This is a genomic window from Caballeronia arvi (assembly GCF_001544695.2).
GTDB classification, from domain to species: domain Bacteria; phylum Pseudomonadota; class Gammaproteobacteria; order Burkholderiales; family Burkholderiaceae; genus Caballeronia; species Caballeronia arvi.
This window is the reverse complement of record NZ_FCOM02000001.1, coordinates 401,110-416,530: the sequence shown is the minus strand read 5'-3', so window position 1 is coordinate 416,530 and position 15,421 is coordinate 401,110. Positions and strand designations below refer to the sequence as shown.

The following is a 15,421-nucleotide window of genomic DNA, read 5'->3' as shown; positions in this document are numbered from 1 at the left end:
GGCGTGCAACGACGCGCGCCTTCGTGTCACGCGCCGCGGATTCACGCGCCGGAGTGTTTTTGAGACACTAGCCGCACCGCCCGACCCGGGAGTGCGGCTTGCTCATTCACTTGCTCAGTTGCCTGCTGGATCACGCACGACGCCTGTTACGCATCGGCGGCGCATGCGGCCTGTTCCTCGTCGCGTGCGTCGCGGCGCCGGGCGCGTTCGCCGGGGAGCGCATCGTGATCGGCGCGGTGCCGGGCATGGTGCCGCCGCTCGACATGGCCGACAGCGTGAACCACTGCTCCGCCGGGACGGGCCTGCCGCGCGGCATCTCCGCCGATGTCACCGACGCGATCGCTCCCGGCCTCGGCCTCGATCCGCAGTGGCGCTTCTTTCCGAATCGCGCCGCGATGATCGATGCCCTGGCGCATGGCGACATCGACATGGCGACGGGCGCGACCGGCGCGGACCCGCACGCGGCGCTCGCCTTGAGCCGTCCGTACATGCCGTCGAGAGCGGTGTATGTCGAGCCGATCGAGAAGCACGCGCCGACGCACCGGCTCGCGTACGTCGACGCGCAGAGTTCGCCGGCGCGGCTCAGAGGCGCGTACCCGTCGCTGACACCGGTGGCGTATCCGAATCTGATCGGCGCATTGCTCGCCGTGTCGCTCGGCGACGCCGACGCGTTCGTCGGCGACATGATCGCCACGGGTTATGCGATCTCGCATTTCGATCTGCCGAACCTGACCGTCACCGGCCTGACGTCCGGCGGCGAAGGCGGCTACAGTTTCGCCTTCGCTGCCGGCAAGCCGCGTTCCGACGCGTTGCGCGCGCGCGTGGACGAAGCGCTCGGCGCATTGCCGCCGTCATTCCCGCTGGTCGAGCGCGCGCGCTGGAATCCCGGTACGAGCGCGATCACGCTGATGCAGCCGCTCACGCTCACGCCCGAGGAAGCCGCATGGGTGCGCGCGCATCCCGTCGTGCATTACTCGATGCTCGCGCAAACCGCGCCCGTGATGTTCCGCGATTCGCGCGGGCAACCCGCGGGTATCGGCGTCGATATGCTCGGCGCGATCTCGCGCATGACCGGCCTGCGCTTTGAGGCGCGCGTGCATTCGTCGGCCGCGCGCATGTACGACGATCTGAAGAGCGGCGTGTCGTCGATCGTGCCTTACAGCCTCGGCAGCCTGTCGCCCGTGCCCGGCGCCGAAGCTACCGTGCCGGTGGGCGAGGGCATCGTCGCGATCGTGACGGCCGCGGGCCACCCGCGTCTGCGCGATGCCGCAGCGCTCGCGGGCAAACGTGTCGCGCTGCCGGCGGCTTCGGCGATGCGCAATTTCGTGCGCGAGGGCGTCGGGAATGCGGCGGCTGTGCGTTTCGTCGATACGCGCTCGGTCGACGGGCAATTCAGCGCCGTCGCGAAGGGCGAGGCCGATGCGACCGTCGTCGATATGGGCTTCGCGAATTACGCCGTCGGCAATCTCTATCGCGGCGTGCTCGTCGTGAGCGGCGTGCTGTCGACGCAGCCGGTGCCGCACGGCATGCTCGTCACATCGGGCGAGCCGGTGCTCGTCGGCCTCATGAATCGCGCGATCACGCACTTGCCGCCTACCGAACGCGAGACGATCCGCGCGCGCTGGAAGCTCTCGGAGCATCCCGAAATGCAGTGGGAGCGCCGCCGTCCGCAAGTCGAGATCGGCACGCTGCTCGGCATCGCACTCGCGCTCGCGCTGGCGGGCTGGGCGCTGACGCTGCGCGTGCAGGTCGTGCGCCGGATCGCCGCCGAGAACGCGATGCGCGCCGCCAAGGAGGAAGCCGAAACGGCGAACCGCGCGAAATCGACCTTCCTCGCGACGATGAGCCACGAAATCCGCACGCCGATGAACGCCGTACTGGGCCTCATCGAAATGGAGCTGCGCGCGCCCGGCGAGCGCGCCGCGACCGAACGCGCGCTCTCGACCGCGCATCGCGCCGCGCGCGATCTGCTCGGCATGATCGACGATCTTCTCGATGTCGCGAAAATCGAGGCCGAGCGGCTCGTGCTCGCGCCCGCGCCGCTCGAACTCGAAACGTGGATCGCGGGCGTCGCGGCGATTTACGAGCCCGCCGCGCGCGCGAAGGGCGTCGCGCTCGTCACGAAGCGCGTCGTCGATGCCGATGGTCCGGCCTGGATTCTCGCCGATGGCCAGCGGCTGCGGCAGATCGTCGGCAATCTGCTCTCGAACGCGATCAAGTTCACCGATCACGGCGCGGTCACGCTCGAATACGGCGTCGCGCCGCCGCGCGAGGGGACGCGTGCGGTGACGCTCGCGGTGGCCGACACGGGCATCGGCATTCCGCCCGAGAAACAGGCGCTGCTGTTCACGCCGTTCGTGCAGGCGCACGATGGCCGCGCGCGCAGTGTCGGCGGCACGGGTCTCGGACTCACGATCAGCAAGCGCCTCGTCACGATGATGGGCGGCGTGATCGAGCTGTCGAGCGAGGCTGGGCGCGGCACGCGCTTCACGGTGCGCATCGATTTTCCGGAAGCCGATGCCGAAGCGCACACCGCCGATGCGCGCCCGGCGCCGGCGAGCGCGCCCGCCGAATCGCTCGCGGGCCTTTCCGTGCTCGTCGTCGACGATCATCCGGCGAACCGCATCGTGCTCGATGGCCAGATCAGGCTGCTCGGCGGAGTCGCGCAACTGGCCGTCGACGGCAAGAGCGCGCTCGCACGCTGGCGCGCCGGGCCGCGCGCGTTCGACGTGATCCTCACGGACTGCTCGATGCCCGAGATGAGCGGCGAGGAACTGGCGCGTGCGATCCGCGACGACGAGGCGAACGACGCATCGAACGACGCATCGCGGCGCGCCGTGCCGATCATTGGCCTGACGGCGAACGCGCAGCCCGAGGCGGCGATGCGCGCGGTCGCATCGGGGATGACCGCGTGCCTCGTGAAACCGCTCGGTCTCGACGAGCTGCGCGAGGCGCTCTTCGCCGCGACGCGCGGCGCTCGCGTGTCGGACGTGGCATCCAGGCCGCGCGCAGACACGTCGGAAGCCGAAGAGCCGCTGTTCGACCGCGCATTGCTTGCCGCTTTCGGTGATCAGGCGGGTGCGCTCGTCGATACGTTGAGGGCCGCCAACGCCCAGGACCGCGCCGACGCCCACGCCGCATTCGACGACTGCGACCACGCGCGGCTGCGCGATATCGGGCATCGCATGAAAGGCGCGGCGGCCGTGATCGGCGCTTTGCCTTTCATGCGCACGTGCGTCGCGTTGCAGGGCGACTGCGAACGCGCCGTCGACGAGGATCGCAACGGCGAGGACGATACGCGCATCGCGGCGTCGTTCGCGGCGTTCGTCGCGGCGGAGCGCGCGCTCGATGCCGCACTCGACGCCGCCGTCGCGGGCCGGGTTGCCTGAATTCCTGCTCATCCGATGCACCGCGCATGACGTGCTTCAAGAGTCACGCGCAACTCTTCGCGTGCAGCGCGCCTTTCGTGTGTTTTAATTGAACCTCCGATCATCTCGAAAATATGCGGCGCTCCGCGACCGCAATGGATGGCGCACAAAAGGCATGAGTCGAAGGGATACCGGGTTCACCGAGGAACCGAAGCCAGGCGCGGGCCGCGCCGGCCGGGCCGCGCGCGCGGTGCTGGCGTGTTGCTGCGGGATGTTGGCGTTCACGCCTGGCGTGCCGCATGCGCAGCGCGCCGAATGGCTCGATGCGCGCGTCACGCAGACGAGCATCGTCGATACGATCTGCGTGCCGGGTTATGTGGACCGCGTGCTGCCGTCCTTCGAGATTCAGATGCGCCAGAAGGAGCGGCTCCTCAAGCAGCGCAGCATCGATGCTTCGTTCGCGTCGGAATATGCACTCGATCACCGCATGCCGATCCTGCTCGGCGGCTCGCCCAATTCCCCCGCCAATCTCGATCTGCGCCGCTGGGAAGGGCGCTCGGGGCAGCGCCGCAAGGAGCGGCTCGCCGTGTACCTGAAACGCTGCGTCTGCACGGGCGACATGACGCTCAAGGATGCGCAGACCGCGATCGCGGGCGACTGGGCGAATCGCTACCCGAATCTGTCGAGCATGTCATGCAGCGGGCTGTGAGATTGATTTAATGCATCCGTCCGATTTAGAACATCTATTGAAAAAGACGGAATGTCGCAGCACGCCCGCGGTCTGCAGGATTAGTATGGAGCTATCTCGAAATTGGCCGTGGAGTCCTCATGATGTTCGCTTATGTGTCCCTTTTCGTCCTTGGCACGTTGGGCACGCTTGCGGCCCGCGCGATCGTGAAGCAGCGGCCGCAGCCCGTGCCTGTGCGGATACGCGCAAGAAGGTGACCGCCATGAACCTGCTCGTCTGGAATCTTCCCCCGCGCTGTGCCGCGCGCGACGTGCGGCGCTTTCTCGAGCATGAGCTCGGTCATTTTGCGAGCGATATCGAGGTCTATGGCGCGGGCACCGCCGACGCCTACGCCACCGCGAAGCTCGCGACCGATGTGCCTTACATCGGCGAGGCGATCGCGCAGAAGCTATGTCATCAGCGTTTTCGCGACGAACCTTTGCGCGCCCGCGCCTCCGCTTCCGGCGACGCATCCATCCGCCTGCATTGATGCCGCGGGCGTGCGACGCCCGGAATGAACTTTGCTGATTCTCCCCTGACGAACGTTATGTAGCGGCGAAGCCGGTGCCTCGTGCGCACCGGCTTTTTTGTCGATGCGTCCGCTGACAGAAGGCAAAGGGATCATTCATATCGATGCAGCAGGCAGCAAAGAACAAGACGCCATCCGGCGCACGGTTTCTCGCAGGCGTGGCGGCAGGTGCGCTCCTTTCGATCACGGTGGCGGCTCAAGCGCAGCAGGCGGCCTCGGGCGCATCGGGGACGGTCGCGCAGGGACGCGTGACGGCGATGCCCGTCGCGCCCACGGTGCCCGCCGCGCCCGCTCCACCGATGCCGCAGAGCGCTAGCATTCCCCACGGCGCGGGCGCGCCCGAACGCGGGCTGCCGGCGATGCCCGTGCCGATGCCCGCGCAGCCGGCGCCGGGCGCGTCGGCGGCGAGTGCGGCAGAGGAGGCGTCGGCGGCATCGGCTGCGTCTGCGGCGAGTGCCGCCAGTGCCGCGAGCGCGGCATCGGAAGCGCAGGCGCCCGAGGTGCCCTTGCCGCCGGAGCCGCCCGAGCCCAACGTCGCACAGCGCACCGGCATGCCGCCGGACGGCGCATACGCGATGCGCCAGGTCTTCGCCAAAGAGGTCGACCGACGGCTCACCGTGCCCGCCGCGGACCAGCAGGCTTACGGCCGTCTGCTGCAACGTACGCTCGACGAAGACGGTCACGGCGATCTCTCCGATGAATTCATCGTGATGGTCGATCGCAGCGCGAACGTGCAGGCGATCTTCGTCTACTTCCGCGCGAAGCCGGGCGATGCGTGGTCGATGATCGGCGCCTCGCCGGTTTCGACCGGCCGACCGGGCAGCTACGACCATTTCGTCACGCCGGCCGGCGTGTTCCAGCATGTGCCGGGCAACATGGACTTCCGCGCCGAGGGCACGCTCAACGAGTTCAACATCCGCGGCTATGGCGCGCGCGACATGCGCATCTACGATTTCGGCTGGGCCGATGGCGAACGCGGCTGGGGCAAGGGCGGCAAATCGCCGATGCGCTTCCAGATGCACGCCACCGATCCCGAGAAACTTGAGCCGTTGCTCGGCATGCGGCATTCGAAGGGCTGCGTGCGTATCCCGTCGACGCTCAACGTGTTCTTCGATCATCACGGCATTCTCGATGCGCAATACGAGGCGCGCGCAGCCGAAGGCGAGTCGATGTGGGTGCTGAAGGCCACGCGCAAGACGACGCCGTGGGCGGGGCACTATCTCGTCGTCGTCGATACGGGCAGGAAGGCGCGGCCCGCGTGGTCGCCCGGTCCGGGCAAGGCGGCGCGCCAGCACATTCCCGCGGGCGCGAACATGGTCGATTGAGCGCGCAGCGGTGAACGGTGAGCCGCGAGCTACTTCGAGCGCGCGAGCAGCACACCCGCGAGCGCGACGGCGAAGCCCGCCAGTTGCACGCCATCGAGCGTTTCGCCGAACGCGAGATAGCTTTCGAGCGCGGCGAGCGGCGGCGCGAGAAAGAGCAGGGCGGTCGCGCGCGATGCGTCGCCGCGCCGGACCATCCATACGAGCAGCGTCGTCGCGACGCCCGAGAGCATCGCGATGCCCCATGCGAGCGAGAGCCACGTCGTCGCCGATGGAATGAAGCGATGTTCCCCGAGCGCCAGCACGAGCACGAGCGCGACGATCGCCGCGCCCGCGTTTTGCCATGCGCTCGCGCTGCGGATATCGGCGCGCGCGAGCGAGGTCTTCTGATACAGCGTGCCTGCGGTGATCGCGAAGACGGCGAGCACCGCGATCGTGACGACGAGCCATTGCGGCGCGTGTCCCGCCGATGCCTGCGCGATGTTCGCCGCGTGCGCGCCGCTCGCAGCGATTTTCGGCGCGAGCACGAGCGCGACGCCGGCGAGGCCGAGCACGAGACCGCCCCAGGCGCGTGGCGAGAGCCGTTCCCCGAACAGCCGTGCGGCGACGGCGGCGGTCAGAAGCGGTTGCAGCGCGCCGAGCAGCGCCATGATGCCTGCGCCCAGTCCTTGCGCGACGGCCCAGTAACCCGCGCCGAGATAGACGCCTTGCAGAAGCGCGCCGGCGATGAGATGCCGGCCGATGTCGCGCCCTTTCGGCCAGGGCGCGCGCGTGATCGCGGCGATGGCGAGAAATAGCAGCGTCGTGCCGGAAAAGCGCGCGAGCAGATACAGATTCGGGTCGACGTAAGGCGTGATCGCCCGTGCGACGATGAAGCCCGTCGACCAGAGAAACACGAAGACGGGCGCGGCGAGAATCGAAACCATGTGAGGCATGCGGCAAGACGAGATGCCGAAGTATCGGTCCGGCGGGATGCGCGCGTCTTGTCTAACCGTGCACTCGCCCGACGCGTGAGCGTCATTCGATCGCGAAGGTATCGAGCGGCTGATTGGCGCGCGCCTCGCCTTCGAAGCGCCGCGAAAGTTGCGCGTGCAGGCGCTTCGCTTCGTCGAGCGTGAGATCGATCCAGAAGGGATCGCCCGCCGCGTCGTTCAGGCGCTCGGGCGGAAACTGAATTTCGATGACCACGCCCTTCTTGTACATCGGATGCCTCGTTCGTTGCTCGTGCGAAGCGCCAGAGTCTAGCCGACGCACGCGCGTCGATTGCGTATCCAGCGGAAAGAATGCATTGCGCGAGGCGGCTTGACGAACGCGCCTGCCAAAGAAATGCCACACAAGGCCGCTAAACTCCACGCGCCGCCTCGCTTCTTTTCCCTTGATCCAACCATGCTTGCCGAACAACGTCATCAGTACATCCTCACCGAACTGGACAAGCATGGCGCGCTCGCGGTCGCCGATCTGGTGCGCGCGCTGTCGGTGTCGCGCGAGACGGTGCGGCGCGATCTGAACACGCTTGCCGGACGCGGCCTCGTGACGACGACGCATGGCGGCGCGCTGTCGGTCGATCGGCGCGAGCCGCACGTCGATGTCCGCGAGGCAGAGAATGCGGCGGCCAAGCATGCGATCGGATTGCGCGCGGCGGCGTTCGTGCCGGATGGGGCGTCGTTGATCATCGATTCGGGGAGCACCACGCAGGCGGTGGCGCGTGCGCTTGCGGAGCGGCATCGGCTGACGGTTTATACGAACGACTGGCGTATCGCGATGTTGCTGGCGCGGCGTAATGGCAATTGCGTGAGCTTGCTGGGTGGCGAGATTGCGGATCTCGAGGATGCGACTTTCGGGCTGGATACGATCCAGCAGCTTTCGCAGTATCACGTGGATTTTGCTTTCGTCGGGGCGGGGGGCATTACCGATGATGCGCATCTCACGGATTATTCGCGGCTTGCCGCCGAAGTGCGGGGGAGGATGATTGCTTCTGCTGACTGTGCTGTGGTTGTGGCTGATGGCTCGAAGTTTGGGCTGGTTACGCCGGTCAGGATTCGTGGGTTTGAGTTGGTGCGGTATCTTGTTACCGAAGCCTTGCCTGATAGGGTGATCAGGCGGTCTCTCTTTGCTCGGGGCGTGGAGTTGGTGGTTTGCTGATGTTTTATATGGAATCCTGAATTCGTGTTGGTTTATTTGCACTGCCCCTCCCCGGGGCGGGGGTAACTTTCTTTGCTGCTGCAAAGAAAGTCACCAAAGAAAGCAGCTCTTCGACCCAGAGTGCCTCACGCCGGCCGCGGCACAGGCGATTGGCTGAATGGCCCCCGGAGTAGCGAGTGCCCTCGAAGGTCTTATCGGGCTTGGATCGCGCACGGTCTGACACATCGCGCCGTGCTACTGACTGGTTCAGCACGAAATAGCTCCAGCCCGCTTCGCGGCCGACCGGTCAAGCGGGTTTGCGCGTGCTTTCTTGCTGCATGTATTCCTCGTTGGTTTCCCTTGCATACCCTTCGGCAGCGCGTAGCGCTGTGCCGACGCAATTTTGTGCTGAACCAGCACCTTTGACGTTCTCGGGCGGCAGACCGTGCGCGGTCCAAGCCGCGTGAGTTTTGTGGGGGCACTCGCTACTGCCGGACCACGAAAGTAGTTCTGTGCCGCGGCCGGTATGAAGTGCTTAGGCTGGGGATAGCTGTTTCTTTGGTTACTTTCTATACAGCAGCAAAGAAAGTGACTGCCGCCCCGCATAGGGGCAGAGCAAATAGACCAACACGATTACGGGATCCATCGAAAAAATAACCCCTTGGCAAAATGTGCAAAAACGTGGCGCCCCGTGGCGCCCTTCACGTCGATGTCACAGATCTCTGCAATATTTCGGGTCGAAGGTCGCGACCGACCTTCCAAACACCCCCGACACGAGAGACCACCATGACCCGCGATTTTCGCTTCGCGCGCAACGTGCTGCCGGCGTTCGCCGCCGCTTTCACCGTGCTTGCCGCGATGCCCGTGCACGCCGCCGACGCCGTCGTCCTGTACACCGCCGACGGCCTCGAGAATCTCTACAAGGACGTGCTTCCCGCATTCGAAAAGAAGGAAGGCGTGAAGGTCAATATCGTCACGGCAGGAAGCGGTGAAGTGGTGAACCGCGCAACCGTCGAGAAGGATTCGCCCAAGGCCGACGTGCTGGTCACGCTGCCGCCGTTTATCCAGCAGGCACAACAAGGCGGCCTGCTGCAGCCGTATCAGAGCGTGAACTACAAGAACGTGCCCGCGATCGCGAAGGAAAAAGACGGCGCATGGGCCACGTTCGTGAACAACTACTTCTCGTTTGCGATCAATCCCGAAGTCACGAAGACCGCACCGAAGACCTTCGCCGATCTCCTGCATCCGAACTACTCGGGCAAGATCGCATACTCGAATCCGGCCACCGCGGGCGATGGCATGGCCGTCATCATCCTCACCTCCGCGCTGATGGGCGAAGATCAGGCGTTCAGCTACCTCAAGAACCTCGAGCAGCACGCCAAGTTCCACACGAAGGGCACCGGCTATCTCGACGTGCTGCTCTCGCGTAACGAGATCGCCTTCGCGAACGGTGACCTGCAAATGGATCTCGACGACGCCGCGAACGGCGGCCTGTCGATCAAGCCGCTCTTCCTCTCCCACAAGGCAGGCGAAGCACCGACCACGTTCCAGCTGCCGTATGCGATCGGTCTCATCAAGAGCGGTCCGAATCAGGCAGCAGGCAAGAAGCTGATCGACTATCTGATGTCGTCGGACGTGCAGGCGAAAGTGCCGGACATCTACGGCATTCCGGGCCGCACCGACGTGCCGCTCGCAGGCAAGAACGGCGACGCCGTCAAGCAGGCGATCGCGGGCGTGAAGCTCATCCCGGTGGACTGGAACGAAGTCATGCAGAAGAAGGCCGGCTGGACCGAGCGCTGGAAAACCGAAGTGATCGGCAACTCCGGCAAGCAGACCGAACTCGCCAAGCCGAAGTCGTAACGTGAGCGCAATTCCCAAAGAAGCGTTCGGCGTCGATGAGACGTCGGGCGTGCATATCGATCGTCTCACGGTGCGCTTCGGCGCGCGTACCGTGCTCGACGATCTCTCGCTTCGCATCGAACGCGGCGAGTTCCTGACGGTGCTCGGCCGAAGCGGCTGCGGCAAGACCACGCTGCTGCGCTTCATCGCAGGCTTCGTGAAGGCCGACGCGCTCGCGGGCAATCTGACGATCGCCGGCCGCGATCTCACGCACGTGCCGCCGCATCAGCGCAATCTCGGGCTGCTGTTTCAAAGCTATGCGCTCTTTCCGCATCTGTCCGTGTTCGACAACGTCGCGTTCGGCCTGCGCGCACGCAAGCTGAAAGCAAGCGAAATCACACGGCGCGTCGCGGATGCGCTCAAGCTCGTGCAACTCTCCGATGCCGGTCACGTCATGCCCGCGCAGCTTTCCGGCGGCATGCAGCAGCGCGTCGCACTGGCGCGCGCGCTCGTCATCGAGCCGGATGTGCTGCTGCTCGACGAACCGCTTTCCGCACTCGATGCCAATCTGCGCGCATCCGTGCGCAGCGAACTGAAGGCGCTGCATGAGCGTCTGCCGAATCTGACGATCGTGTGCGTCACGCACGATCAGGACGATGCGCTCGTGCTGTCCGATCGCACGCTGTTGATGCGCGATGGCCGCATCGCGCAACTCGGCGCGCCGCGCGAACTGTACGACGCGCCCAACGATGCGTTCGTCGCGCGCTATCTCGGCGCGGCGAATCTGTTGCCGCCGCGCGTGGTGTATCCCGTCGGCGATGCGCGTCACGATGAGCGCGATCGTCTCGCGTGCATCCGTCCGGAGCGCTTCACGATTCACCCGCTCGGCGACGGTCCGTTGCATGGCACGATCGCGTCCGTGGAATGGTATGGCGCGGCGCTCTCCATTTCCGTCGCGCTCGATGCCTTGCCTGGCGAGCCAGTTCTCGTGACCGCGCAACGCGGCCACGCGCGCATGCCCGACAAAGGCGCGCGCGTTTCACTTCGCTTCGAGGCTGACGATGTCGTCCTTGTTCGTCCCTGACAGCGTCGCGCGCGACCAAGGCGGCATCAGCGACGCCGATCTCTCCGCCCAATTCGCCGCGCATGCCGCACAGGCGCAGCGCCGCGAGCGCAAGCAGCAATGGCATCTGCTGTTCATTCTCGTGTTCGTGCTCGGGCCGCTCGTCGTGTATCCGCTCGCGCGGCTCGTGATGCTGAGCGTGACGGGACCGAACGGCTTCTCGCTGCACGCGTACACCGCTTTCTTCGGCAATCCCGAAACGCGCGGCATGATCGGCACGACGCTCTGCATTCTGTTCGCGAGCGCGAGCATCGCTTCCTTGCTCGGCGTCGCGCTCGCGTCGATGCTGTTTTTCCGGCCATTCGCGGGCGCACGGCTGCTCACGCGCTTTCTGGAGTTGTTCGTCGCGTTTCCTTCGTTTCTGGTCGCGTTCACGCTGATCTTTCTGTATGGCTCGCAAGGCTCGGTGAGTATCGGCTTGCAGCGGATATTTTCGCTCGATGCAGCGCCGCTCGATTTCCTCTTCGGCATCGGCGGCGTGATTCTCGCGGAAGTCGTGTTCTATGCGCCGTTCGTCGTGCGTCCGACGCTGGCTTCGTATGCGACGCTCGACATGCGTCTCGTCGAAGCGGCGAAGAGCCTCGGCGCCGATGGCTGGATGGTCGCGACGAAGGTCGTGCTGCCGCTCGCGTGGCCGGGCATCGCGGCGGGCACGATCCTGTGCTTTCTGCTCACGCTGAACGAGTTCGGCATTCTGCTCGTGCTCGGCAGCGCGCATCTCATCACGCTGCCGATCGCGATCTATAGCGCCGCGACCGTCGATCTCGATCTGCCGACCGCGGCGGCGGGATCGGTCGTGATGCTGCTGATGTCGCTATCGCTTTATGCGCTGTACCGGCGCGTCAATCGACGTTCGGGAGGGCGCTGACATGCAACTCATCGCCGCCGCATTCAGGCCGCAGGCGCTGTTGCGTCATGCGCTCACCGCGTTCGTCGCACTGGTCTGCTTCTGGCTGTTCGTGTTGCCGGTCGTCGTGGTCGCGCTGTCGAGCGTGGCATCGCACTGGTCGGGCACGATCCTGCCCGATGGCTTCAGCACGCGCTGGTTCGCACGCCTTTCCTCCAGCGATCTCGATGCCGTCACGACGAGTCTCGAAGTGGGCTTGGGCGTCGCCTTTCTCGGCACCGCGCTCGGATTGTGGCTCGCGCTGGCGCTGGAAGGACGCGACCGGCGCGGTCTCGGCGCGCTCGTCGATGCCGTCGCGATGATGGGCAGCGGCGTGCCGAGCGTCGTGCTCGGCCTCGCGGTGCTGATCGCGTATCACAAGCGTCCGCTCGATCTGTCCGGCTCGGCCGCGATCGTCGTGCTCGTGCAGCTCGCGCTCGTCTTGCCGTTCTGCTATCGCTGCGCCGCGGCTGCGCTGCGTCCCGAACTCACGACGCTGCGCGAAGCCGCCGCGAGTCTCGGCGCGCCGCCGCGCATGGTGCTCGCACGCGTGGTGCTGCCGCAACTGGTGCCGGCGATACGCGCGAGCCTCGCGCTCGGCTTCGCGCTGTCGCTCGGCGAACTCGGTGCGACGCTGACGGTCTATCCGCCCGGCTTCGCGACGGTGCCGATCGTCGTCGTGGGGCAGGTCAATCGCGGCTACTATCTGCCGGCGTCCGCGCTGTCGCTCATTCTGCTGGGCGTTTCGCTCGCCGCGCTTCTGCTGATCGCCGCTCGCGCACCGCGCCGCTGAATCGCACGCAAACGATCAGGATGGCGAATCAAAAATCGCTTCATGACAAGAGGCCCGCCGTTGCAAAGAGCAATTCGCGGGCCTCGTCCGTTTCGGCCTCGTCATACCAAAAAAAATAAAACTGGCGTAACCTGCACGTTCAGACACGGCCGCACCCGCGTGACCGGAGGGGCAGGCGCCGAAATGGGGCGTTCGATTTGAACTCCGGGCATGCTTTCGCGGTCGTTGCATATGTTGCAAAAACCGGAGGTATCGATGACATCCGTCGACCTGGAATTCGACCAGCTCAATAGCACCGTCGATGCGCTCAGGCGCTCCATCTCGAACCGCCTGATGTATGGCGTCGGCAAGGATTCTGTCACCGCGCAGCCGCGCGACTGGCTGCATGCCGTCGAACTGGCGGTACGCGACCGTCTCGTCGCGCGCTGGATGCGCACCACGCGGCTCCAATACGAACAGGACGTGAAACGCGTCTATTACCTGTCGATGGAGTTTCTCATCGGCAGGACGTTCACCAATGCGCTGCTCGCACTAGGCATCCACGACGAAGTGCGCGACGCGCTCGCGGGCCTCGGCGTCGATCTTGCGGTGCTGGAGGATCTGGAGCCGGACGCAGCGCTCGGCAACGGCGGCCTCGGGCGGCTCGCGGCCTGCTTCCTCGATTCGATGGCGACCGTCGGCGTGCCCGGCTTCGGCTACGGTATTCGCTACGAATACGGCATGTTCCGGCAGACCATCGTCGACGGCAATCAGGTCGAGATGCCCGATTACTGGCTGCGCGCGGGCAATCCGTGGGAGTTTCCGCGGCCCGAGGTCGTGTACACCGTGCACTTCGGCGGCCGCACGGTGCAGCATGACGACCGCACCGACTGGATCGACACCGAGCACGTCAACGCGATGGCCTACGACACGGTCATCCCCGGCTTCGCGACGACCGCGACCAACACGCTGCGTCTGTGGTCCGCGCGCGCGACCGACGAGTTCGACCTGTCCGCATTCAATCAGGGCGACTATCGCCGCGCGGTGGAGGCGAAGAACACGTCCGAGCACGTGTCGCGCCTGCTGTATCCGGATGACTCGACGCAGGCGGGGCGCGAACTGCGTCTGCGCCAGGAATACTTCTTCGTCTCCGCGACGATGCAGGATCTGATCCGCCGCTATCAGCGCACGCATACGCACTTCGGGCGGCTGGCCGAAAAGGTCGCGGTGCATCTGAATGACACGCATCCCGTGCTCGCCATTCCGGAACTGATGCGTCTTCTCGTCGACCGGCATCATCTGCCGTGGGACAAGGCGTGGAAGCTCGTGCAGCAGATGTTCTCCTACACGAACCACACGCTGATGCCCGAAGCGCTCGAAACCTGGGACGTCGAGATGCTCGCGCGTTTGCTGCCGCGGCATCTGGAGATCATCTTCGAGATCAACGCGCAGTTTCTGAAGCAGGTGACCGAGAAGTTCGGACGCGACGTCGAACTGATCCGCCGCATCTCGCTCGTCGATGAGTACGGCCAGCGCCGCGTGCGCATGGCCCATCTCGCGATCGTCGCGTGCCACACGGTCAACGGCGTGTCGAAGCTGCATTCGCAACTGATGGTGCAGAACATCTTCTCCGACTTCGCGCGCATGTATCCGGAGCGCTTCACCAACGTGACGAACGGCATCACGCCGCGCCGCTGGCTGGCGCAGGCGAGTCCGTCGCTGTCTTCGATGATCGACAAGCGGCTCGGGCCGCGCTGGCGCACCGATCTCTTCGAACTGGGCCGACTGCGCGAATGGCGCGACGACCCCGAGTTCCGCAAGGCGTTTCACGACGCGAAGTTCGCCAACAAGCTGCGGCTCGTGGAGCGCGCGAAACGCGACGCCAACGCGATCATCAATCCCGAGGCGCTGTTCGATCTTCAGGTGAAGCGTATCCACGAATACAAGCGGCAACTGCTCAACATCCTGTACGTGATCGTGCGCTACAACCGCATCCGCGAGAATCCGGAGCAGGACTGGACGCCACGCGTCGTGATGTTCGCGGGCAAGGCGGCTTCGGCGTACAAGATGGCGAAGAACATCATCAAGCTCATCAACGATGTGTCGAAGAAGATCAATTCCGATCCGCTCGTCGGCGACCGGCTGAAGGTCGGCTTCATTCCGAACTACGGCGTTTCAGTGGCAGAACTGATCATTCCGGCGGCGGATCTGTCGGAGCAGATTTCGATGGCCGGCACCGAAGCGTCGGGCACCGGCAACATGAAGCTCGCGTTGAACGGCGCGCTGACCATCGGCACGCTCGATGGCGCGAACATCGAAATCTGCGATGCCGTCGGGCGCGAGAATATCTTCATCTTCGGCAACACGACCGACGAGATCGAGTCGCTGCGGGCGGCGGGGTATCGGCCGCGGCAGATCTACGAAGAGAACGCGGAGCTGAAGCTCGCGCTCGACCAGATCCGCCTTGGTCATTTCTCGCCGGAAGAGCCGCATCGCTTCTACGACATCTTCCATACGCTCGTGGACTGGGGCGATCACTACATGGTGCTCGCCGACTTCGACAGCTTCGACAAGACGCAAAGCGAAGTCGATCTCAAGTTCCGCGACAAGGACGCGTGGACGCGAAGCGCGATCGAGAATGTCGCGGGCATGGGCATCTTCTCGTCGGATCGCACGATCGCGGAGTACGCGCGCGATATCTGGCACGTCGAAACCTTGCAGGTGACGTGAGGCT

General features: G+C 65.4%; 12 protein-coding genes. 10 read left to right on the top strand and 2 right to left on the bottom strand.

Annotated elements, in window-relative coordinates; genetic code table 11:
* Positions 1-98: 98 nt before the first annotated feature.
* The 4 genes from AWB74_RS01875 to AWB74_RS01860 all read left to right on the top strand — a co-directional run bounded on the left by AWB74_RS01875 (position 99) and on the right by AWB74_RS01860 (position 5,949).
* Positions 99-3,389: an ATP-binding protein gene (locus AWB74_RS01875; RefSeq protein WP_087038741.1), complete on the top strand. Its 3,291-nt coding sequence runs from the start codon at positions 99-101 to the stop codon at positions 3,387-3,389.
* Positions 3,390-3,543: 154 nt separating this feature from the next.
* The gene (locus AWB74_RS01870; protein ID WP_061145269.1) at positions 3,544-4,077 is read left to right on the top strand and encodes a hypothetical protein; all 534 of its coding nucleotides are present in this window, start codon (positions 3,544-3,546) and stop codon (positions 4,075-4,077) included.
* Between the two features lie 241 nt (positions 4,078-4,318).
* On the top strand, positions 4,319-4,585 hold the full coding sequence (locus AWB74_RS01865; protein ID WP_061145043.1) for a hypothetical protein: 267 nt from the start codon (positions 4,319-4,321) through the stop codon (positions 4,583-4,585).
* 143 nt (positions 4,586-4,728) lie between these two features.
* Positions 4,729-5,949, top strand: a complete 1,221-nt coding sequence (locus tag AWB74_RS01860) for a L,D-transpeptidase (protein WP_061145042.1) — start codon at positions 4,729-4,731, stop codon at positions 5,947-5,949.
* Positions 5,950-5,978: 29 nt separating this feature from the next.
* Here the strand turns inward: AWB74_RS01860 and AWB74_RS01855 are convergent, their stop codons facing one another.
* Positions 5,979-6,872, bottom strand: a complete 894-nt coding sequence (locus tag AWB74_RS01855; protein ID WP_061145041.1) for a DMT family transporter — start codon at positions 6,870-6,872, stop codon at positions 5,979-5,981.
* A gap of 91 nt (positions 6,873-6,963) precedes the next feature.
* Positions 6,964-7,149 (bottom strand): hypothetical protein, encoded by a 186-nt coding sequence (locus AWB74_RS01850; RefSeq protein ID WP_061145040.1) that lies wholly within the window; start codon positions 7,147-7,149, stop codon positions 6,964-6,966.
* 183 nt (positions 7,150-7,332) lie between these two features.
* Between AWB74_RS01850 and AWB74_RS01845 the strand changes: the two genes are divergently transcribed.
* From AWB74_RS01845 to AWB74_RS01820, 6 genes are all read left to right on the top strand, one after another.
* Complete coding sequence (locus tag AWB74_RS01845) at positions 7,333-8,088, top strand: DeoR/GlpR family DNA-binding transcription regulator (protein WP_061145039.1); 756 nt, start codon at positions 7,333-7,335, stop codon at positions 8,086-8,088.
* A 765-nt stretch (positions 8,089-8,853) separates the two neighbouring features.
* A complete protein-coding gene (gene phnS / locus AWB74_RS01840) occupies positions 8,854-9,927 on the top strand; it encodes a 2-aminoethylphosphonate ABC transporter substrate-binding protein (protein ID WP_061145038.1) in 1,074 nt (357 codons plus the stop codon).
* A 1-nt stretch (position 9,928) separates the two neighbouring features.
* Positions 9,929-10,990 carry a 2-aminoethylphosphonate ABC transport system ATP-binding subunit PhnT gene (phnT, locus tag AWB74_RS01835; protein ID WP_061145037.1) on the top strand — a complete coding sequence of 354 codons (1,062 nt, stop codon included), beginning with the start codon at positions 9,929-9,931 and terminating at the stop codon, positions 10,988-10,990.
* Positions 10,968-11,897 carry a 2-aminoethylphosphonate ABC transporter permease subunit gene (phnU, locus tag AWB74_RS01830; RefSeq protein WP_061145036.1) on the top strand — a complete coding sequence of 310 codons (930 nt, stop codon included), beginning with the start codon at positions 10,968-10,970 and terminating at the stop codon, positions 11,895-11,897. Before phnT ends, phnU begins: the two co-directional genes overlap by 23 nt.
* Before the next feature lies 1 nt (position 11,898).
* Complete coding sequence (gene phnV / locus AWB74_RS01825; protein WP_061145035.1) at positions 11,899-12,708, top strand: 2-aminoethylphosphonate ABC transport system, membrane component PhnV; 810 nt, start codon at positions 11,899-11,901, stop codon at positions 12,706-12,708.
* Between the two features lie 255 nt (positions 12,709-12,963).
* On the top strand, positions 12,964-15,417 hold the full coding sequence (locus tag AWB74_RS01820; protein WP_061145268.1) for a glycogen/starch/alpha-glucan phosphorylase: 2,454 nt from the start codon (positions 12,964-12,966) through the stop codon (positions 15,415-15,417).
* Positions 15,418-15,421: the final 4 nt, after the last annotated feature.

Excerpts from the sequence above, each read along its gene's own strand:
- AWB74_RS01870 (WP_061145269.1), top strand. The coding sequence starts at position 3,544 with ATGAGTCGAAGGGATACCGGGTTCACCGAGGAACCGAAGCCAGGCGCG.
- AWB74_RS01865 (WP_061145043.1), top strand. The coding sequence starts at position 4,319 with ATGAACCTGCTCGTCTGGAATCTTCCCCCGCGCTGTGCCGCGCGCGAC.
- AWB74_RS01860 (WP_061145042.1), top strand. The coding sequence starts at position 4,729 with ATGCAGCAGGCAGCAAAGAACAAGACGCCATCCGGCGCACGGTTTCTC.
- AWB74_RS01855 (WP_061145041.1), bottom strand. The coding sequence starts at position 6,872 with ATGGTTTCGATTCTCGCCGCGCCCGTCTTCGTGTTTCTCTGGTCGACG.
- AWB74_RS01850 (WP_061145040.1), bottom strand. The coding sequence starts at position 7,149 with ATGTACAAGAAGGGCGTGGTCATCGAAATTCAGTTTCCGCCCGAGCGC.
- AWB74_RS01845 (WP_061145039.1), top strand. The coding sequence starts at position 7,333 with ATGCTTGCCGAACAACGTCATCAGTACATCCTCACCGAACTGGACAAG.
- phnS (WP_061145038.1), top strand. The coding sequence starts at position 8,854 with ATGACCCGCGATTTTCGCTTCGCGCGCAACGTGCTGCCGGCGTTCGCC.
- phnU (WP_061145036.1), top strand. The coding sequence starts at position 10,968 with ATGTCGTCCTTGTTCGTCCCTGACAGCGTCGCGCGCGACCAAGGCGGC.
- phnV (WP_061145035.1), top strand. The coding sequence starts at position 11,899 with ATGCAACTCATCGCCGCCGCATTCAGGCCGCAGGCGCTGTTGCGTCAT.
- AWB74_RS01820 (WP_061145268.1), top strand. The coding sequence starts at position 12,964 with ATGACATCCGTCGACCTGGAATTCGACCAGCTCAATAGCACCGTCGAT.